The organism is Novosphingobium sp. (assembly GCF_049240505.1).
Classification (GTDB): Bacteria; Pseudomonadota; Alphaproteobacteria; order Sphingomonadales; family Sphingomonadaceae; genus Novosphingobium.
On the sequence record NZ_JBMLSM010000207.1, the window covers coordinates 1 to 19622 of the forward strand.

Annotated in this window: 17 protein-coding genes, 1 pseudogene and 1 other annotated feature; of the genes and pseudogenes, 12 read left to right on the top strand and 6 right to left on the bottom strand. The window is 60.9% G+C overall.

Annotated elements, in window-relative coordinates; genetic code table 11:
• Positions 1 to 66: 66 nt before the first annotated feature.
• From ACOVQ0_RS17015 to ACOVQ0_RS17025, 3 genes and pseudogenes are all read right to left on the bottom strand, one after another.
• Positions 67 to 1011, bottom strand: coding sequence for an IS110 family transposase (locus tag ACOVQ0_RS17015; protein ID WP_421887180.1), 945 nt, complete (start codon positions 1009 to 1011; stop codon positions 67 to 69).
• Positions 1012 to 1630: 619 nt separating this feature from the next.
• A pseudogene (locus ACOVQ0_RS17020) lies at positions 1631 to 2289 on the bottom strand (IS3 family transposase); the annotation flags it as partial.
• Positions 1978 to 2092, bottom strand: a sequence feature (AL1L pseudoknot). (Overlaps the previous pseudogene by 115 nt.)
• Positions 2271 to 2927, bottom strand: coding sequence for a DUF4158 domain-containing protein (locus ACOVQ0_RS17025; protein ID WP_082734391.1), 657 nt, complete (start codon positions 2925 to 2927; stop codon positions 2271 to 2273). The gene ACOVQ0_RS17025 and the pseudogene ACOVQ0_RS17020, both read right to left, overlap by 19 nt.
• Positions 2928 to 3530: 603 nt before the next feature.
• Between ACOVQ0_RS17025 and ACOVQ0_RS17030 the strand changes: the two genes are divergently transcribed.
• The 8 genes from ACOVQ0_RS17030 (at position 3531) to ACOVQ0_RS17065 (ending at position 13062) form a co-directional block, all read left to right on the top strand.
• Positions 3531 to 4289: a LuxR family transcriptional regulator gene (locus ACOVQ0_RS17030; protein WP_039335484.1), complete on the top strand. Its 759-nt coding sequence runs from the start codon at positions 3531 to 3533 to the stop codon at positions 4287 to 4289.
• A 108-nt stretch (positions 4290 to 4397) separates the two neighbouring features.
• Positions 4398 to 5015 (top strand): acyl-homoserine-lactone synthase, encoded by a 618-nt coding sequence (locus ACOVQ0_RS17035; RefSeq protein WP_062342901.1) that lies wholly within the window; start codon positions 4398 to 4400, stop codon positions 5013 to 5015.
• Complete coding sequence (locus ACOVQ0_RS17040) at positions 5012 to 5878, top strand: phytanoyl-CoA dioxygenase family protein (RefSeq protein ID WP_062342903.1); 867 nt, start codon at positions 5012 to 5014, stop codon at positions 5876 to 5878. The genes ACOVQ0_RS17035 and ACOVQ0_RS17040 overlap by 4 nt, the downstream gene beginning before the upstream one ends.
• Positions 5875 to 6486: a GntR family transcriptional regulator gene (locus ACOVQ0_RS17045; RefSeq protein ID WP_421887185.1), complete on the top strand. Its 612-nt coding sequence runs from the start codon at positions 5875 to 5877 to the stop codon at positions 6484 to 6486. The genes ACOVQ0_RS17040 and ACOVQ0_RS17045 overlap by 4 nt, the downstream gene beginning before the upstream one ends.
• Positions 6487 to 6805: 319 nt before the next feature.
• Positions 6806 to 7252: an RNA polymerase sigma factor gene (locus ACOVQ0_RS17050; protein ID WP_421887188.1), complete on the top strand. Its 447-nt coding sequence runs from the start codon at positions 6806 to 6808 to the stop codon at positions 7250 to 7252.
• Between the two features lie 10 nt (positions 7253 to 7262).
• Positions 7263 to 8264 (top strand): DUF4880 domain-containing protein, encoded by a 1002-nt coding sequence (locus tag ACOVQ0_RS17055; RefSeq protein WP_421887191.1) that lies wholly within the window; start codon positions 7263 to 7265, stop codon positions 8262 to 8264.
• Positions 8265 to 8371: 107 nt separating this feature from the next.
• Positions 8372 to 10918 (top strand): TonB-dependent receptor domain-containing protein, encoded by a 2547-nt coding sequence (locus ACOVQ0_RS17060; protein ID WP_421887193.1) that lies wholly within the window; start codon positions 8372 to 8374, stop codon positions 10916 to 10918.
• Complete coding sequence (locus tag ACOVQ0_RS17065; RefSeq protein WP_421887195.1) at positions 10912 to 13062, top strand: Atxe2 family lasso peptide isopeptidase; 2151 nt, start codon at positions 10912 to 10914, stop codon at positions 13060 to 13062. The genes ACOVQ0_RS17060 and ACOVQ0_RS17065 overlap by 7 nt, the downstream gene beginning before the upstream one ends.
• A gap of 29 nt (positions 13063 to 13091) precedes the next feature.
• Here the strand turns inward: ACOVQ0_RS17065 and ACOVQ0_RS17070 are convergent, their stop codons facing one another.
• The 3 genes from ACOVQ0_RS17070 to ACOVQ0_RS17080 are packed head-to-tail and all read right to left on the bottom strand — an operon-like array spanning position 13092 to position 15659.
• On the bottom strand, positions 13092 to 14831 hold the full coding sequence (locus ACOVQ0_RS17070; RefSeq protein ID WP_421887198.1) for an asparagine synthase-related protein: 1740 nt from the start codon (positions 14829 to 14831) through the stop codon (positions 13092 to 13094).
• The gene (locus tag ACOVQ0_RS17075) at positions 14828 to 15508 is read right to left on the bottom strand and encodes a lasso peptide biosynthesis B2 protein (RefSeq protein WP_421887201.1); all 681 of its coding nucleotides are present in this window, start codon (positions 15506 to 15508) and stop codon (positions 14828 to 14830) included. The genes ACOVQ0_RS17070 and ACOVQ0_RS17075 overlap by 4 nt, the downstream gene beginning before the upstream one ends.
• Before the next feature lie 13 nt (positions 15509 to 15521).
• Positions 15522 to 15659 (bottom strand): benenodin family lasso peptide, encoded by a 138-nt coding sequence (locus ACOVQ0_RS17080; RefSeq protein WP_168905529.1) that lies wholly within the window; start codon positions 15657 to 15659, stop codon positions 15522 to 15524.
• Positions 15660 to 16021: 362 nt separating this feature from the next.
• Between ACOVQ0_RS17080 and ACOVQ0_RS17085 the strand changes: the two genes are divergently transcribed.
• The 4 genes from ACOVQ0_RS17085 to ACOVQ0_RS17100 all read left to right on the top strand — a co-directional run.
• Positions 16022 to 16954, top strand: a complete 933-nt coding sequence (locus ACOVQ0_RS17085; protein ID WP_421887204.1) for a nucleotidyltransferase and HEPN domain-containing protein — start codon at positions 16022 to 16024, stop codon at positions 16952 to 16954.
• 108 nt (positions 16955 to 17062) lie between these two features.
• Positions 17063 to 17833: a lytic transglycosylase domain-containing protein gene (locus tag ACOVQ0_RS17090; RefSeq protein WP_421887207.1), complete on the top strand. Its 771-nt coding sequence runs from the start codon at positions 17063 to 17065 to the stop codon at positions 17831 to 17833.
• A 174-nt stretch (positions 17834 to 18007) separates the two neighbouring features.
• Positions 18008 to 18868 carry a trypsin-like peptidase domain-containing protein gene (locus tag ACOVQ0_RS17095; RefSeq protein ID WP_421887210.1) on the top strand — a complete coding sequence of 287 codons (861 nt, stop codon included), beginning with the start codon at positions 18008 to 18010 and terminating at the stop codon, positions 18866 to 18868.
• 232 nt (positions 18869 to 19100) lie between these two features.
• Positions 19101 to 19622: hypothetical protein (locus tag ACOVQ0_RS17100; RefSeq protein WP_421887213.1), on the top strand; the 522-nt coding region annotated here is incomplete at its 3' end.

The following is a 19622-nucleotide window of genomic DNA, read 5'->3' on the forward strand; positions in this document are numbered from 1 at the left end:
GGCATTCCATCATGCCTTCCCTCGTTCATATGCTGGACTTTCGCGCGCTGGGGAGCAACCGTCTTGTCAGGCGGTCCATGGTTGATCGTGTTTGATCATGGCGTTGAGGGCGCAGATGAGTTTGCGCATGATGGCGATAAGGATGACCTTGGGCGGTTTGCCGGTTTCGGCGAGGCGCTGCCTGAAGGTTTTCATGACAGGATTGTGCTGTCCGGCGACAAGGGCTGCCATGTAGGCGGCATCGCGCAGGGGTTTGCGACCGCCGATGATGCGTCGTTGCCCCCGGAATGTTCCGCTTTCGCAGTCGAACGGAGCCACACCGACGAGCGATGCGGCCTGCCGGCGGGTCAGTTGGCCGAGCTCGGGCATGAGCGCGAGCAGGGTATGGGCAAAGACCGGCCCGACGCCCGGAACCGAGCGCAGCAGGCGGTTGCGGTGGGCCATGCGTTCGTCGGCGGCGACTGCTTCGGCCATGGCCTGGTCGATCAGCAGGATATCCGCCTTGAGACGTGCGATCCGCCGCGCGGCGATGCGCTTGAGCACACCATGCACCGTGCGCGATGCCTGGTTTGTGCAGCGGGTCAGTTCCTCGACCAGCTGGCGCCTTGCCGTCACCAGTTCGGCCATTCTTGCCGCAACCGGGTCATGGACCGCATCGGGCTGCGGGACGCAGGAGACGAAGCGAGCGATGACGGCAGCATCGATCCGATCGTTCTTGGCCATGATCCCGCAGCCTTGGGCAAACCGACGGACCCGCAATGCGTTGAGCCGATGTGCGGGCAGCCCCGCTGCACACAGCGCGGCCAGCGCCTCGCGCTCGTAGCCGCCACTGGCTTCCAGACCGATTGCAGCGGGGCCGAGCCGGGCCAGATGCCGCACCAGGGCGCGGATGCCCTTGCCGTCATTGGCGAATTCCAGCGCCTCTCCATCCGGCCACAGGCACACATCGAGCCTTGCCTTGCTCACATCGATACCGACAAACACAGCCTGACACGTCATCTTCGTTCCCATCCTTGCGCGTGCGGGGTAGAACCCCTCGCAACCGTGCGGGTTGATGAAGATCCGTCCGGGCCCAGGCTCCCCAGCGGTCTAGGCAACCAAGGTGGCTGCGGGCTCGCGAACGGCGCGGGTTGGGTCGCTAGCGACCCAACCCGCAATCGCATCATGCAACATTTTCAAGATACAAGGCTGCCGGTCGCAGTCCTTGTCCTTGCGTCCCGCAAGTCGGTGCCGATGCCATGGCCTGGCTGCATTCTCTCCATGGCTCCATGGGGACGGGCTACATTTCCGGCCACATTCGGATGCCGCCGACATACGTCTCCGGCGCCATCATCAGCATTCCGCCTGTTAAGCCGTGTAGGCGAAGGCGACATTTCAGCCCTCGGATGCGGATTAACCGGTTCGTGTTCCTCAACCTTCCAGCGCTACAGCCTCGGGGACCATCTTGGCGTAACGGCTTCGCCTCAATCCCCTTTACCTGCGGGCTACGTCACCCTGCCAGTTGACGGCAGGTCACCGCCGCTTGGGCTCATGCCCCCTCACAGCAGAGGGCAAGGCATTCGTTCAATTCCTCCTTTCTCCTTTGCATTCCAGTCATATGCACCCCGGACCATCCGGGACGAGGCGCACCGTAGGTGAAGTCGACCACCCACAGGGCATTGGGCCGGCTGACGCGGAACTCGCGGTTGACCTTGTCCAGCGGGCATGGCGCCTTGGGATCGCTGACCGTGGTGATGGTCTTCTTGCCCCGCCGCACACCTGCCAGGCCCATGGTGGCCATCAGCCGTTCCACCGTGCACTTGGCGATCACTACGCCTTCGCGCCGCAACTGGTGCCAGACCTTGCGCGTGCCGTAGAGACCAAAGCTGGCGTCATGGACACGCTTGATCTGTGCTCGCATCTCGTCGTCGCGCTGGGCACGAGCAGGTCGCCTGCCGGGATCGGCAAGACGGGCAACATGCTCGTGGTAGGAGGACGGGGCGATCGCCAGTTCACGGCAGATCGGCTCGATACCCAAGTCCTCGCGATGGGCGTCGATGAACGCCATTATCATCTGCCGTGGCGGTCGAGCTCCGCCATCGCAAAATACGCGGACGCCTTGCGCAGAATCTCGTTGGCCCGCCGCAGCTCCTTGACTTCCCGCTCCAGCAACTTGAGGCGCTCACGGTCATTGGCGACCTGCGCCGCTGGCCCCGCTCGTCGGCTCGCCTCCTCGCGGCACCAGCGGCGCAGCGTTTCGGTCGTGCAGCCAACCTTCCCGGCGATCGAGGTCATCGCCGCCCACTCAGCCAGTCGAGCATGGAAACGCCGCTGCCATTTGGTTTTGCACCGGACAGGCTTGCTGCCCAACTTGGCGCTATCTCAGCGCCGACCGCACCTTCGATTTCCGACTTGAGGCCGTCCAGGACATAATCCTGAGCGATGGCGGCCATACGCTCCAGCAGCCGCTCCCCCGGCAAGATATACGAGCGATCATACAGCCACCGACGCGCCTGGCGCACAAGATCTGGTCGGGAGATCTCTGTCTCAGCCTGGCGGCGCAGGAAGGCGGTCAGCATTCGCAACACGCCGTCTTCCGCTGTCCGCCATCCAATGGCTTCGGCAGCCAGGCGTTGATGTTCGAAAAGGGACATGCGGCGTCGATAGATTGCGCGCAACGTTGCAATCTGGGGGGCTGGAACGCCAGCGTGATCGGCAACGAACTCAAGGATGACTGGTGGGATTCTGTCGAATGCCGCCAGCGGTCGTCCGGTCATGCGGAGAAAGCCGATGTGCAGCAGCAAGCCGAGCCGGGTCAGTGGTCGGCGGCGTGTCTCAACAAATGGCAGGGTTTGCTCAATTGGTTTGAAGAAGAAGGCAACTTCGGCCTGGGTCAAAGAAGCGGGCAATGAATCGACGCCCAGGTATTGTTCCCTCCAGCTCTCCATCGGCCAGTCTCCTCTGCGGATCGACGAGGCTATGGAAGATTCAACGCAGAGTCTTTGAAAACCTGATGGATGTACAAGTCATTGAAATAACAGTAGTTGAGAATAGACAGCTTGATCATCATACTGATATTAAATGATATTCCTTACCGCTACTTTTGGCGAAACCGGTACGGAAACCCCTCCTATGAAAACCTCTTACGCTTCATCTCGTCCGTCCTTCCGCAGGCCGGACTCTAATCGCAACTAGAGGTAATTACCCGTGGCAGGTCAGATCCTCTGAGTGGGGGACGATGCCTCGAGATTCTTCGAATTTGGTACTTCAAAATATAATCCACTGACACAAGTTCGTGCAGTTTTGCAGTAATACTTTTTTAAGTGGAGAAGCTTGCTGACATCTCAAACCCAACGTGAACTAAAGGTCCTTTAAACTATTTCGGTTGATCACGGTTGGTATGCGCGATATATTGGACGCACGCTCGGCACTAATCGGCCTAGCGCGTTGGTTAAACAGCCGCAGGCGTTGGCATGGAACCAGGGTCTGGGCGTTGCAGGGCGGTTCATCCTTGACGGGTTGGGTTACGTCAGGGGTGCCGATTGTCAGGCATGCCTTTGTCGCTCGTTCGCGAATTTGCACCCTACCTGATCGATGCGAAGACTTCAGCTTCCTTGTCGGACTGCCTCGCGCACATCACGCGAGAACTCGGGTTCGATCATTTCGCAGTAGCCTATGAGCCGCGGGTTCGTTTTGAGGAGCGAAAGTCGGTCTTGATGCACAACTATCCGGCAGAATGGGCCGAGGTGTATGTTTGCTTTGACCTCGCGGGACAGGACCCGGTGCGCCGTGCCTGCGATAGGGCACTGCTGGGCTTCGAATGGCGCAACGTTGCGAGGCTGATCCCCATGACGAGTGGCGATCATCGCATGCTGTCTGTTGGTCGCCACGTCGGCGTCGCAGACGGATACACGGTGCCTCGCCACATACCCGGCGAAGGCAGCGGCTCATGCTCCTTCGTGGTCGGCCCAAGAACTGAACTCCCCCGTGAGCGGTTGGAAGTGGCTGAGCTGCTTGGAGGCATCGCGATAGCGGCCGCACGTGGACTGGCAGGGCTGGGCCACTACGATTGCAGGCCAGCACTTTCGGACAGGCAGCGCGAATGCGTCTTGTGGTCCGCCAGAGGGAAGACGGCAGCAGAGGCTGCAATCATCATGGGCGTCACCGAGTTTACCGTGCGCAAGCACCTCAAGGATGCCCGAGAACGTTACAACGTCCACTGTGGCCAGACGCTCATCCTCTGCGCCCTCTATGACGGTCTGATCAGCTTTCCGGACCTCCTGCGTTGGTGGAACAACCTCCTCGATTAAGAGGATCGCCGGGAAGAGCTTTCTTAAGTTCCGCCATTCCCAGATCTGGGAATACCGCGAACGTCCGCTCGCTGTTTGGATGCGCCATCCCAACCTGGAGATGGCCCCATGCTCAACCTCACTGACGCCGCAGCGAATGAAGCCCACGCCTTTCGCACCATGTTTGCCGCCCGCAAGCGGGTATTTATCGACCTCCTGCGCTGGGATCTGCCAGTCCTTGCCGGCAAGTACGAGGTTGATCAATTCGACAACCAGCATGCCGATTACCTGATCCTGCTCGATGAAAACGGAGAGCATCGGGCATCGACCAGGCTGCTGCGCACCGATACCTCCCACATCCTGCGAGACATGTTTCCGGTGCTGTGCCCCGGGCCAGTTCCGTCCGGACCTGCGACCCGGGAAATAACCCGCTTCTGCCTTGATCCGCGGCTGACGGCTGCACAGCGCAAGGTAGCGCGCAACGAGCTCGTGACCGCGCTGGTCCAGTACGCGCTGAGAAACTGTGTCACGGATTATACCGGTGTCGCCGGCCTTGCCTGGTATCGGCAAATCCGGACATTCGGGTGGCAATGCCGGGCGCTTGGCGATGCTGTAACACATGATGGGCAAATGCTCGTCGGTCTGCACATCAGTATCGACGGGAATACCCTTGAAGGGCTCAAGCAGGCAGGTTGTTTTGCCGAGCCGATTATCGAAATGCCCGCCGCGAGGGGAGGAGCGGCATGACGCCCATCACAATCGAGCCATGGCTCGATGAGCTGATGGCGCAAGGCTACTGCGTCATCCCGCAGCTTCTTTCGCCGAGAATCTTGTCCGATCTGGCTAGAGACTTGGAGGTCCCGTTCAGAACGACCCCATTCGGCCAAGGTCATTTCTATGGCTATCGGACCAAGCGCTTCGGCAGCCTGCTGCGCCGATCGACGCGGGCTTCGGAAATCGTCATGGAGCCCACTGTGCTCGCCCTGGCGCAGGCAGTGCTGGGTTGCGCCTGTGACAGAATCCAGCTCAACGTGGCACAGGCCATTGCAATCCACCCGGGCGAACTCGAGCAATTCCCTCACTGCGATCAGGACATGTGGGCGGGGGTGAAGGGGGCGCACGAATACCTCCTGAACGTGATCTGGCCTCTGGATCCCTTCACGTCTGAAAACGGTGCCACTCGGATCTACCCCGGCACGCATCGTGATCCGCCAAAGGATTTCTCGGAGCTTCCAGAGCCCGTCATCACGGAGTGCGAACCTGGCTCTGCCATATGCTTTCTGGGCTCGACGCTTCATGGCGCAGGTCCAAACCGCTCCTCGGGCGTCCGCCGCGCGATCGTTGTCGGGTACAGTCTGGGCTGGCTCAAACCATACGAGAACATGTGGCTGGCCTATCCGCCGAAGGTCGCAAGGACATTCTCGCCCGAACTCGCGGCGCTTGTCGGCTATGCTCAGCATCGTCCCAATCTCGGGAATTACGAAGGGCAATGCCCGTCCGTGTTGCTCAATCGCGGCAGGCGAGGCAAGCTCGGTGCGGTCGATGCACTACGACCCGATCAGACCGCGATGCTCTCGGAATTCGCGCGGCGGCAGGGGGCACAGCGATGAGCCCGGCGCATGTCCTCGAACCGACATACACGGCGATTAAGCAAAAGTTGCTGGATGGAGCCTGGCACCCGGGCTCTCGCCTGGAGAGCGCGCGGATCGCCGACCTGGTAGGCGTCAGCATGACCCCGGTTCGCGACAGTCTCAATCGCCTTGTTGGCGAGCGCTTGGTGGACCTGAGGCCAGGTTTCGGCTTCCATGTGCCGCGGCTTTGCACATTCGACCTTTGTGACCTCCTAAAGCTCAACCTTTCGCTGGTGAGCTTCGCAGTGAAGCGCATGGGCCAAGCTGGGATCACTGGCATCGGGACCGGCGAACCCGACCTCGCCTTGCGCTCGCGTGCTTTGTTCAGCGGCATCGCCGCAGCCGCGCGCAACGAGGCTCTGGAGGACGCGATAGAGTCACTCGGTGATCGCCTTCATCCTTTCCGGCGGATCGAGGCCCAGGTCTTGCGCGACGTTGAACAGGAAGTCGCCGATCTCGAAGCCACGCTGATGAACTGGTCCGGTCAGAAGAGCGCTGTGGCGATCCGGCGCTATCATCAGCGCCGGATTTCTGCTGCCCCACGCCTCGTTGCCATGTTGCAGCAAGTCCATCCGACCAGAAGCTGACGCCGGTTGGTCATTGGCGCTTGCCAAGTCCATGCAATCGCGCCATCTTTTCGGAAGGCAGCATCAACAGCTGGCATAAGCTGCCCGGATCACAATTCCGCCAGGCATAAAGCACGCCTGTCCCGATGGACCGGCGGTCGGTCACCGCCACCTAAGGCCGACGCAGACCTGACTCCAAACGCAGTCGGCAACTACCTTGCCGGGCTGCCGGGATCATGCCGGCTTCGGTGCCAATGTGTCTCCTACCAGATCGTCGCCTGCGCTGATAGCGGCGCGCGAAGGCACGCTCGACAAGGCGTACCGCGAAGAGCAGGCCAGATTGAAGCGCTACTTCGATTGGAAGGCGGGGCCAGATTCGTCCGCAGACCTGGTGCAGGATGTCTTTGTCAGAGCCTTGGGCAGAAGTCAGAGTGAGCGCCTGGAGAACCCCGCAGGCTATCTCTGGCGGATTGCCCAGAACCTCTTGATTGACACGTTGCGTGTCCGAAAGCGGCGAGGGCCGCAGGTCCAGTTCGACGAAGCGCAGCATTCGCCCGATCTTGCCGATCAGGCAGCGATCCTTGAAGCTGCCCAGTTGCAGTTACGCTACGAGGCGGCCATGGCAGCACTTCCGAAGAGGACGCGCGACATTTTCCTGATGCACCGGGTCGATGAGCTGACATATCAGGAGATTGCTGCAGCGACGGACCTCACCATAGCGGGGGTCGAATATCACATGTCGAAGGCGCTTGCACATCTTGCTAGACGTCTCGCGGCGCACAGGTGAGCCGTCAGCGATGAGTCGTGAGGGGGGATCGGACAGGGAGCGCAACGCCAATTCGAACGACGAGGCTGCGCGCTGGTTTGTATTACTGCGCGGACCTGAAGCAGATCGACACCGTCTGGATTTCGAGAAATGGCGCGACGCAAGCGAGCTGAACCGCGCGGCGTTTGAGCAGGTGGCTGCCACATTTGATGGAGCTGAGGTGCTCAAGAGGTCGGCCGCGCCGCGGCATCGTCGGCCGCCGCTTCTCCGTCTGAGTACCCGTTCATGGATTGCGGGCGCTCTTGCGGCAAGTGTCGCTGTCGCCCTTGTCACAGGTGTTGTCAGGGGACCACTGCTCAAGCTGCAACAGACTGCGTCAGATGGGCGTGCCACCACATTCGCTACCAGGCATGGCACGATGCGCACCGTGCAACTCGCGCAAGGCGCAAGCCTTGCATTGGATTCTGCGACTGAAGTGCACCTCGAAGAGCAAGACGGCGAGCCCGTTGTCACCGTGGTCAAGGGACGTGCCCAGTTGCGCCTTCCCGGCGGTGGGACTGAATGGGTGGTGCGTGTGGGCGACAGCGAGATCGTCTCCCGAGACGGGATCTTCGATGTGAGCTGGAGCGGTGGCAATGCGCCATACGTGCAGCTCTATGCAGGAGAGGCCATAACGCGGCCCGTCCTGCAAAGCGCAGGCTATGTCGTCGGCGGGCATGCGCTTCCCACAGGCCTGTCCATGCGTCTTGCGAGAGGCCGGGCCGAGCCGCTGCAGCCGCGCTTTGCTGCAGATGAGCGAGATTGGCCGCAAGGGTGGGTGCAGTATCGCAGCGTCCCTTTGTCTGACCTGGCACAGACCGCAAACCGCTACGCTGCCAAGCCCATCATTCTTTCGGATCCAGCGCTTGGTAGCCTTCGCATTTCCGGCCGCTTCCGGATCGTCGATCCATCCGCGGTTGCCCGAAACATGGCGCGCGTCTTTACCCTGACGGTCTCGGAACGTCCCGAGGGATTCTACATCGACCGACCCTGAAAATTTATTTGCAATTGCAACTAGGGTCACGGCCGATCCCGACGTCATTGCCCTCATAGCCCGGCTGCTCTCGCGCAACCGGATCAACGAGAATGAGGGAACTATCGATGACCTGCTCACCCCGGTTGCTTGCCAGTTTGCTTGGCGGCGCATGCGCCGTGCTGATCGCAACGCCCGCTCAGGCGCAAGAAGCGCGCTATGATTTCGAGATCTCCGAGACTGATCTTGGTGCAGCGCTCATGGCTGTTGCCGCCAAGGCGGGGTGGCAGGTCTATGCTCCGGCCGAGGCTGTCAGCAGTCGTCGGGTCGAACCCTTACGCGCAAGGATGACGGTGGAACAGGCCGTGACCAGGCTTCTGTCGGGAAGTGGACTACAGGCGAGTTTTTCGAACCGTACGATCGTCGTTACCATGCCCCGCGAGGCTGCATTCTCTGGGGATAACAATGCGCCGATCGTCGTCACAGGATCATTGATCCGTGGTGCCGAAGTGGCAGCGCCCGTGATCAGGCTGTCGCGCGAGACCATCGTGGCTGCCGGGCAGACCGATACCGGCGAGGCCTTGCGGGCGATTCCGCAGAACTTTGCAGGTGGTCAAAACCCGGGGGTTGGAACGGGTGCGGGCCTGATCAACACCAACGTCAACTCGGCAGCCAGCGCGAATCTGCGCGGCCTGGGACCAGACGCAACACTGACGCTGCTCAACGGCCACAGGCTGCCCTACGATTCGGCTTTTGGTGGCGTCGATATCTCCGCGATACCGGTTGCGGCGCTCGAGCGCATCGAAGTTGTGCCCGATGGTGCCTCGGCCCTCTACGGTTCCGATGCGGTGGCCGGTGTCGTCAACGTGATCCTGCAGCGGAACTATAGCGGCCTTGCAACGTCGGCGCAGATCGGCGCCGCAACCGATGGCGGCTATTTTCGCCAGCAAGCCGATGTCGTGGGCGGCACGCAGTGGTCCTCCGGCGGCGCCATGCTGGCTTACGACTATGCGCACAATTCCGCGATCTCTGCCGAGCAGCGCAATTACGCATCCTCGCTCGACGCCCGGGCGTCGTTGTACCCGGAGCAAAGGCGGCACGCCGCGCTGATGACGCTTTACCAGGATTTGGGTGAGCGCCTCACCTTCAGCATGGATGTGCTCTATTCGAGGCGGACATCGCGTACGATCGGCGGTACCGCATCTGCGCGCTATCTGTTCTCGCCGCGGGTCACCACGTTTTCCATCGCTCCAGAGCTGCGATTGGAAGCAGGAGGTGACTGGAGCATCAAGCTCCTGGGCGCCTTCGGGCGCGACCGCACTCGCTACCATACGACCTTCACCCCCTCGGGTAGCACGCCCACGGTAACCCAGGGTTGCTACTGCAACGATGCCACTTCGGCAGAAGTCAATGCAAGCGGCCCACTCTTCGCACTGGCTGGTGGTCCCGCTCGCCTCGCCATCGGCGGCGGCTATCGCGATAATGGCATGAACTTCACCCGGGTTGTCGGAGGGACGTTGGCGCAAGCCTTCGAGGTGTCGCGCCACAGCGTCTATGGATTCGGGGAAGTGTTCCTGCCCTTTGTTGCCTCAGAAAATGGCATCGCCGGAATCAACCGGCTCAGCCTGTCAGCCGCCATGCGCTACGAAGACTACCCGGGCATGGCACAGGTTGCGACGCCGCGATTGGGCCTGATCTACGCGCCCGTGCACGATGTTACGTTCAAGGCCTCGTGGGCGCGATCGTTCAAGGCGCCAACGCTGTACCAACAATATGTCGGGTACCAGGCCTACCTCCTGCCTGCAGCAGCCTTCGGGGCCGGCACAGGCGCTCAGGCGGTTCTGTATACCAGCGGCGGAAATCCTGTTCTCAAACCCGAACGGGCGCGTTCGTGGACCGCCGGGTTCGTGATTGCCCCCGCTGCTTTGCCAAACCTGACCTTCGAAGCGAGCTATTTTGACATCCGTTATCGCGACAGGGTCGTCCAGCCCATTGCCGGTTCGATCGCAGCTGCCTTTACCGATCCTGCTTACGCTTCGCTGATTGATCGCGATCCCGATGCAGGTCGACTGAGCCAGCTCATAGAAGGGGCACAGCTCGGTCTGCAGAACTTTACGGGCCGCGCCTATGATCCCGCCGCAGTCGTCGCGTTGGTCGACAATCGCAATCTCAATGTCGCCATTCAGAACATCAAAGGGGTCGATGCGTCTCTCAACTGGCGCAAGGACCTGAGATCGGGTCGTTCGCTCACGGCCAATCTTGCCGGCTCGTGGCTCGACAGCGGCCAACAGGTCAACGCGGCGTTGCCCGAGGCCGATCTTGCGGGGACCCTGTTCAATCCGCCGAAGTTCCGCGGTCGCGGCAGCGTCGCTTACCAGTCGCGTGAGGTTCTGGCGTCGGCCTATGTCAATTACACCGGTGCGCTTGCCGACCGCCGCTTCGCGACGCCTGTGCGCATTGCATCACAAGCGACAGTCGATCTTGCGCTCCGTTATACCGCGATTGCCGGTATAGGTGACGAACCGGGTCTGGCCCTCTCGCTTGTCGTCAACAACATCGCCAACAAGAAGCCGCAGATCATTCGAACGACGGGGCCGACCGACACACCCTATGACTCGACAAACTTTTCTCCGATTGGCCGCTTCGTGGCCCTTGGCGTGTCGAGGCGATGGTGATGCTGGCCGGCGCGGCGCTCATATTGGTTCAGGCTGTCATGCCCGGGGTTTCCGTCCCCGAAACGTCTGCAGCAGTCGACCCTTGCCTGTCGCTTGAAGGGGAAGCCTTGAGGCCAGGCAAGGACAAGGGCAGCGAGCTCACTTCCGGCGATTTGGCGACTATGGCCGACATCGGGCGTTCGGATCCCAACGAATCTGCCAGCCCATTTGGCGTATCGCCCGACGGGAAGCAAATCGCCTTCCTCGTGCGCCGGGCCAATCCGCAAGCCAATGCCTTCTGCCAGAAGCTCATGGTCGCGAGCCTGGTCAGAGAGGGAGCGCCGCCGCGAGAGATTGACCGCGGCGGCGCTTTCATCCGCGCGACATTCGCCTTGCGCAATTTCCCTGTTGTCGGCGCAGGGTACGCTCAGGTCATCACCCCGCGCTGGTCTCCGAATGGCCAGCGTATTGCCTTTCTCAAGCGCGTGTCGGAACAGACCCAGGTCTGGACCGTGAACGTGGCCGGCAACGCTCCGGCGAGGCAAGCAACGGCTCTGCCCGACGATGTCGAGGACTTTCGCTGGAGCACAGACGGGAAGGCACTCATTGCGCAAACGCGGCCATCACTGCGTGAAACGAACGCGCGGATTGGAGCTGAGGCGCGGACGGGCTTTGTGTTCGACGATCGCTTCTCGCCGCAGTTTGCGGATCGTCCCTTGCCCACAGGGCCGATGGTCATGTCGTATACCGCGGTAGACGATGCTGGTCTTGTGCGCCCTGCCACTGATGCCGAAATCAGTGCCTTCGGGAACCAGCGCGCCACTCCGGGCGACGAAATCCCGGTCGGGGCGCGGGGTTTTACAAAGAGAGGGGATGGCGGCGCCGCCTGGATAGAAAGCAAGGCCCCCGGTCGACTGATCGCGCCGACCCGCCTTGTCCTGCGACTGCCAGGCGGTGCAACCCGGCTTTGTGACACGGCGCTGTGCGACGGCGCGCGGCACCTGTGGTGGGCAGCCAATACTGGGGACCTCTACGTGCTGCAGAAGACCGGATGGGGGCAGAGCCAGACAGGCTTGCTGCGTTGGAACGTGTCCTGGCCTCGCCCAAAACGTGTTTTCGTGACCGAAGATGCTTTGATCGGCTGCACGATGTCTGGACCCGAGCTTGTCTGCGCGCGCGAGAGTGCCGCGCGACCCCGCCGCCTCGTCGCGATTGATCCTGCGACGGGTCGGGAGCGCCTGATCCACGATCCGAACCGCGACTGGTCAAGGTTCACACTCGGCGCGGTCCAGCGGTTACGGTTTCGCAATACCTTTGGTGTGGAAAGTTTTGCCGACCTCGTGCTCCCGCCGGATCACGGGCGAGGGCAGAAGCACCCCCTCGTTGTCGTCCAGTACGGCAGCGACGGATTCCTTCGCGGCGGCACCGGTGACGAGGTCCCTGTCCAGGTGCTCGCCGCGAAGGGATTTGCGGTGCTGAGCTTTGCCCGTCCAGACTTTCCGGCCTGGGTCATGGAAGCAAAGGACGAGAGCGAACTGCGCGCGCGCAATCGCACCGACTGGCTCGATCGTCGAAGCGTTCAGTCCTCGCTCGAGATGGCCATTGCACAGGCCATCACCACTGGCGCTGTCGATGCCGACCGCATGGGGATCAGCGGTTTCAGCGACGGAACGTCCACTACCCAATGGGCGCTGATCAATTCGAAGTTGTTCAAGGTTGCAAGCCTCGGCGCGTGCTGCGAGGATATGGTGTCCTATCCTCTGGCGGCAGGCCCCTATTTCGAGAGGTTGGGGCGCGAAATGGGTTATCGCTTCTTCGAGGCAGCCGCCCCGGATTTCTGGAAGCCGATGTCGCTGGTACTCAACGCGGACAGGATTGAGGCACCGATTCTGATCCAGACAGGCGACAGCGAATACGAGGCGGGTCTCGATGTCTTTGCTGCCTTGCGCAAGCAGGGCAAGGCCGTCGAGATGATCGTGCTGGACAACGAGCCGCATTTCAAATGGCAACCTGCGCATCGGCTTGCGATCTATGAGCGCTCGGTCGACTGGTTTCGCTTCTGGTTGATGCACGAGATGGATTGCTCGCCTGACAAGCGCGATCAGTACGAGCGCTGGAAGGCCATGCCAGGCGCGCCTGCGCCTGCTGCCCTGCGCTGCGGATGACCAGATGGGCACTTGAGCAAGGCTGCAGATCAAGGCTGCCAAGAGCGCGCCCAAGCCTCAGCTTCGACAAAGTCCAGCAGCCGATAGATTATCGGGTCTTCTCCATGTGGGTCGCTGGCTATGGCCTGCTCAATCGCGACTGCATCGAGTAGTCCGTTGGCCCTCAACAGGCCACCGAGAAGCATGTCCCGGATCAGCGCCCGATTCTGGGCGAAGATCACGCGCATGACGCTGTCAGGACCGGCCTTGGACACACGGCGTACGATGGCAGCGGGCAGTTCTTGCGAGAACGCTGCACGGGCAAGTGCCCGGTTGATTCCGCCCTGGCACCAGGTCCATGTCGGGATCGACAGGCACAGCTCGACGACGGGTTGGCTCATCAAAGGGGAGAACTGCAACGGGTCTGCAGCACCGCTGGCGGGATGGATGAAGTTTTGCGTCCGCAGCATCGACGCCAGATGATCGACCTTGCCCGGATGCTTGAACGGAACCGCCAGTGCCATGTCTTGAATTGCAGCCGGCGCGTCACAGGCGGGCACATCGCTTGCCAGCAATCGCCGATCAGCCGTCCAGGCTGCAGGTCCAGCTCCGAGCCGCGCCCGCAAGGCCAATGCGCGTGCCATAGCTGGCAATGTCGTTTGCGCGATCCGGCACATGTCGAGATAAGTTGCCGCCGTGCCGCGCGACAGGCCCTCGTTGCGCCAGCGGTCGAGGATCGGCGCCGGAGAATGCAGATAGCAGAACAGATTGTCGCCGCCATTGCCATCGAAGACTGCGCTTGCCCCAAACCGGCCAGCGGCTTCGATTGCTTGGCGCCGGACTTCCTGCATGAACGCCTTGCCCGAGGGGCGTGCCAAGCCCAGCGAAACCGGAACGGTCAGATCGATCATGCGGGGATCGTAGCGAGCCTCGATGGTTTCGACGCCCAACGCACTGGCAAGCGTCCGCACTGGCACGCGCTCGTCGCCGCTGGGATCGCCCGTTGCAATCGTCATGCAGGCGAAGTCCTGCCCGGTCGTCGCAAGCGCGGCGGCGATCAACGAGGAATCGACCCCGCCCGAGGCCGATACCACCAGGCGGCCAGATACATTTCCCCATGCCTGCATGACGCTTTGCGCGGACGTGCGCAATTCGAAGGCCAGTTCGTCAAAAGGTCGTGTCTTTGTGCCCGGCATGAATTGTGCGGCGTTCCACACGGCCACGGACGTTGCGCTTTCCTTGGTCCACGACGTCATGTGTCCAGCGGGCATTTCTTCGATGTCGGTAAGGCAGGTTCGCTGACCGCGCCAATCCGGCCGTTGTAGATGCGAGGCAAGGTTAAACCAGGAAACGCTGGCTTTGGAAACGGAATGCGTATGCAGCAGCGTCGGGTCGCTTGTACATGCCTGGCCCTCGGCGGTCTTCGACCGGTAAACCGGCAGCAATCCTGACGGATCCGGGTAAACGCACAAATGCGGCCCATCGATAAGCAGGGCTGCATAGGCGCCCCAATATTCGCGCGTAAGCCATGTCGCGAAACTTGATGCGTCAGGAGCCTGAAGGATTTCTCGGGGCAGGCGGGTGACACGTCGGCCGGTCGCCCTCTCGAACAGATAGCCGATCACGACGGCGCGTTCGCCAGCCTCCAGAACGTGCTCCTCTTGCTCAGCCCACAGGCGAGGGCCATCGAGTCCTGAAACACGGATCGTGGAACCGGTCGACAAAGCGAAGTGCTCGATGTTGCCCGCACTCGCGTTCGGCCAGGTCAGCAGGAAGCGGACCGGTTTCACAGGACCAGGATCGGTGTGTAGCGCGCCGCCTCTTCCACGCTTTCGTTAAGTAGGAGGTGACCGGCCTGCACCCAGCAATGGGCGGCAAAGGGCCTGAGCTTGACGCCAATGATGACCTGACAAGCGCAGTCCGATTTCGCCATCAAGCGCGCAAGCGCGATCGAGCGGGGCAAGCATCGGTCGACTGCGCTTCGAACAAGCCCAGCGTCCTCGAAGGCCTTCACCAGTGCGGCGTGTTCCGCACCGAAAGGTCTGCGCGCGTGCCGCGAGCACAGCACTGAACGCAACTCTGACAGAACCATGTGCAAGCCACGTCTGGCCAGCCTGCGCTCGATAGCACGCTGATCCCAGAGCGCGCGAGCGATCAGGGAAGGCGAGAAGCCGCATCCCTGCAGATCGGCGGCCTCTCGGGGATGGATGCCACCCCCTTGTGCGCGAAGTGGAGCGAGTGAAACGAACTGGTCAAGTCCTGCTGACTGCAACGCGGGGGCAAATGCCACGCCATTGATCAGACTGGCGAGAAAAGCGGCATTGGCAGTTTCCGGCAACCGGAAGTAGTGGTCGCGAGCCAGATCGAGGAACAGCGCCGTATCTTCGATGACGCAGAAGCTCAATGCGGGGAGGGGAGTGTTCATGGGAAATTGCGCCGAAGGGCGCATGCCCTGAAACTGGGACATGCGCCCGAGCCGGTCACTCGGCAGCGATGCCGGGGAGGAACCGGAGGTTGCCACCGCTGACGTCGAGTTCGACGATCGCTTGGCCCTTGGTGGTGGTCGAGGCTTCACCCAGATCGATCAGGGTGTCCTCGCGGGGAGTGTTCTCGGTCATGAACTTCATCCTTCTTGGCTAAATGCGACTCCATTGTCGCAGGCCAAGGATGATCCCGACCGGCATTGCCAGCCATTTTATAATGGCTTTGTTTTGAGCGGCTTGGGACAGGGATATGAAATGACCGGGACATGAAACGGATCGTTGGGGACCCACACCGCAGCCTTTAGCTTTTCGGCCTGGACATGCGCAGCGGCGACCCGGTCACTCAGGAGCAGCAGCTCGACGCAAATCAATTGCATCACGGCCCCGCAACTGCCCGGAAGAGAAACATAGTTCTTGATAAATTGCCAGAATACAATGCGTTAAACAGAATTCATATTGGTGCATCACGGGCCAATTGCTGCTAGGCTGACGGCACGATGCGCACCGGTCTCGATCATCTTCCAGCACACAAGCAACGTGAGCTTGAGCGCGTCGTGCAGCTTGTTTTCGAGGAGTTTGAAGACAGCTTTGCTCTCGCGCGCCGCGAATGGAAGAAACAGGGCCGGATCCTCAAGGTGGTGCTTTACGGCTCCTATGCGCGCGGCGGTTGGGTCGACGAACCGCACACCGCCAAGGGGTACAAGTCCGACTACGACCTGCTCATCATCGTCAACGATGCGCGGCTGACCGACCGGGTAAAGTACTGGTCACGGCTCGATGAGCGCCTGATGCGCGAGTACGGAGTGACCGGCACACTCAAAACGCCCATCAACTTCATCGTCCACACGCTGGGCGAGGTGAACGATGGGCTGGCCCACGGGCGCTATTTCTTTATCGACGTCGCCCGGGATGGAATCGCGCTCTACCAGGCGGACGAGGAGGAGTTGCATCAGCCGAAGCCCAAGACACCGCAGCAGGCGGTGGCGATGGCACAGGAATATTTTGAAGAATGGTTTCCGGCTGCAGCGGGCCGTTTGGACACAGCCAAATACACTCTGGGTCAAGGAAGATTGAAAGAGGCGGCTTTCGATCTGCATCAAGCCAGTGAGTTTCTTTATCACTGTGTTCTGCTCACGGTGACGTTCTACACCCCGCACGTGCACAATCTCGGTTTCTTGCGCACCCAGGCCGAGCGGCTCGATCGGCGGCTTGTCCATGTGTGGCCGGCGGACAACCGCAAGCAGCGCGCAATGTTCGAGAAGCTCAAGGAAGCCTACGTCAAGGCGCGGTATTCCAAGCATTACCGGATTTCTGGCGAGGAACTGGCCTGGCTTGCTGTGCAGGTCGAGGAACTCGGTCGCGTTGTCCACGCAATCTGCTCAGAGCGCATAGCCGAACTCGAATTGCAGGTCCGGCGGCAGACGGCCTGAGCCGAGATTTCGTTGATTGGTCCCGACAGCGTTTGACTTAGCTCGCTGGATCGAGTCAGATGCTCCTCGCGCAATTCCTCCCGAGCCGGCACGCCCATGGAGGCGTGAATGTTTCGGTATCTGGCACTTGGTCTGGTGGCCCTCGGATTTGCCCCGTCAGCTCATGCGCAATCTGTCGAGCTGATGGTTTTTGCGCCAGCAACATCTGCTAATGTTGACGACCTGCGCAAATCAAAGTCGGCTTCGGGGGCCAGCAGTTCTGTAGAAGAGGCACTACGCTTCTTTCTCCGCACCACAGCCGATCCGCGGACGATACCAGCGCAGTATCAACTTGCCTATTCGTCCTGTCCTTCCGCGCCATATGTTCCGGCACCTTGGCTCGCTGCCAAGGTCGAACGACGACGGCGGATGCATTACGCCGATATCGTGAGAGCGGCATGCGAACTCGGTATTTCGCCAAGTCTGTTAGAAGCGGTGGTCGCCCAGGAGTCGGGTTACAGAACACTGGCCATCAGCAGGGCGGGCGCCAAAGGGCTAACCCAACTCATGCCCGGAACAGCCCATGCGATGGGGGTTGCAAGACCGTTTGAGCCGATGAGCAATTTGCGAGGTGGAGCCCGCTATCTGCGCAAGCAGCTAGCCCGGTTCCGCAGAATTGACCTTGCGCTGGCAGCGTACAATGCAGGTCCAGAGCGTCGGGCGCTCAGTGAAGGCCGCATTCCGGACATCGGCGAGACGAAGGCATATGTTCGATCAGTTCTTAACAATTGGAAGAGGATCGCCAAGCACGCCCTTCACGGCGAAATTTTACAGCGACACACGCTGGTAGTGGGCAGTCCATCAACTGGGAGGGCGGCTGTTCTGGCGACTTTCAAATAGCTGGGCTCTCCCGGTGTATGGCGATGATTGCGGACCTTGGCGGCATTCCGGAATCAAGAGAGCGATCACGACAATTTGCCATTCATTCAGTATGCATGCCGGTTGCACTGCTGGGCTCCAAGGATTGCCCAAATCGATGCTTGGGAATGAATATTTCTTCCGGGAGATGGGCAATTGGGCAAAAAGTGGTCGAAAGCTGGGAAATCGGACGACCTGAAGACGATCTTGGATCGAATACCGTGGGCTTCGCGAGGCCGCGAAACGCCTATTTCGCGCCTCGCGCGCTCAGTAGTTCCAGTCGGAAACAAGGTCAGTGTGCCGAAGGGCGACATGTCCTTGCATGTCACGCTGCAGGACGATGCACATGAGGACTTGGTTATGGATATCCAGGGCACCGCTTTCCAGGCGGGCCGAGGCAAACTCTATACCTGCTGGCACGTGATCGAGCAGCTTCGGCTCCAAGAAGGAGAAGCCTACATTCTGGCCAACACGCGGCTCGGGGGAATCGAAGCCCAGCGCCCCTATCCCTTCGCCGCGGTGATGAAGTATTACGACATGCGGTTCGATGACGGCGGGCCCGGGATTGACGCAGGCATCCTCGTTTGCCCGGCCACCGACCACGCCGACGCCCCTTACGAGGTTCCTCCCGTCGTCTGGGGGGATTCAACAAAGCTCGGCGTCGGTGACCGCGTGCTGATCGGCGGGTTTCCGCTTGGCAAGGCCATGTTCTTCTCCAATGAGACCAACCGCGGCTTGATCCAACCCTCATTTTTCGAAGGTATTATAAGTGCGATCATCCCAGCCATTCGGACAGGCGAGACGCGGCTGCTACAGATCAGCTCAGTCGCGCTCGGAGGCATCAGTGGCGGCGTCGTCTGCGATCCCCGGACGGGTGCCGTTCTGGGCATGGTCACCATTGGCCTCACTTCCGGCGATGTCAGTTTGCCCATCACTTATGCGATCCCCAGCGAAGTGTTGCAGCCGTATGCGGATGCGATCAGTTTCGACACGGCGGACGGCACGCGGTGGCGGTAGCGGCGAGGCACAATTTCCGGTCTGGGGATTGCTATTTGGCGCTGTCGAGAGCACATTCTTTGTATGCCAGTAGCCACTCAGTCCCCGATCAAGAATCGCAAAGCCGCCGTTCTCGGACGCAGCGCTGCTACGGGCCGCTACGTCCTGGTGCCGGTAGCGACCAAAAAGGGCGTGGTTTCGGATAAGCAAATCGAAGCCGCAGTGAAAAGCGTCCTCACGAAGAAGGCGTAGCGTGCCAGATCCGTTGACGTCGACCGACGACGTTTTCATCAACTGTCCGTTTGACGACGATTTCAAACCAGCGTTCCGCGCGTTGATCTTTGCGATTCTGGTGTGCGGCTTTCGCCCGCGTTCCGCGCGCGAACTTGATGACGGCGGCCAGACGCGGATCGACAAGATCTACGGGCTCATCGAAGAGTGCCGCTACGGTATTCACGATCTTTCGCGAACCGAACTGGACTTGGTGAATAACCTGCCGCGCTTCAATATGCCGCTTGAGCTTGGGATATTTCTTGGGGCGAAGCGCTACGGAGGCAAGCCTCAGAAAGCCAAGAGGGTCTTGGTTCTGGACATCGAACAGTACCGATATCAGCGCTTTATCTCGGACCTGGCCGGCATGGATATCCAAGAGCATGGCGGCAATGCGATCCGCGCGCTGCGCAAGGTCCGAAACTGGCTAGCCAATGTCTCGCGCCGCGAGCTGTCAATGGACACCCAGTTTTACGAGCTAAGGCGACACCCAGTGTTACGAGGT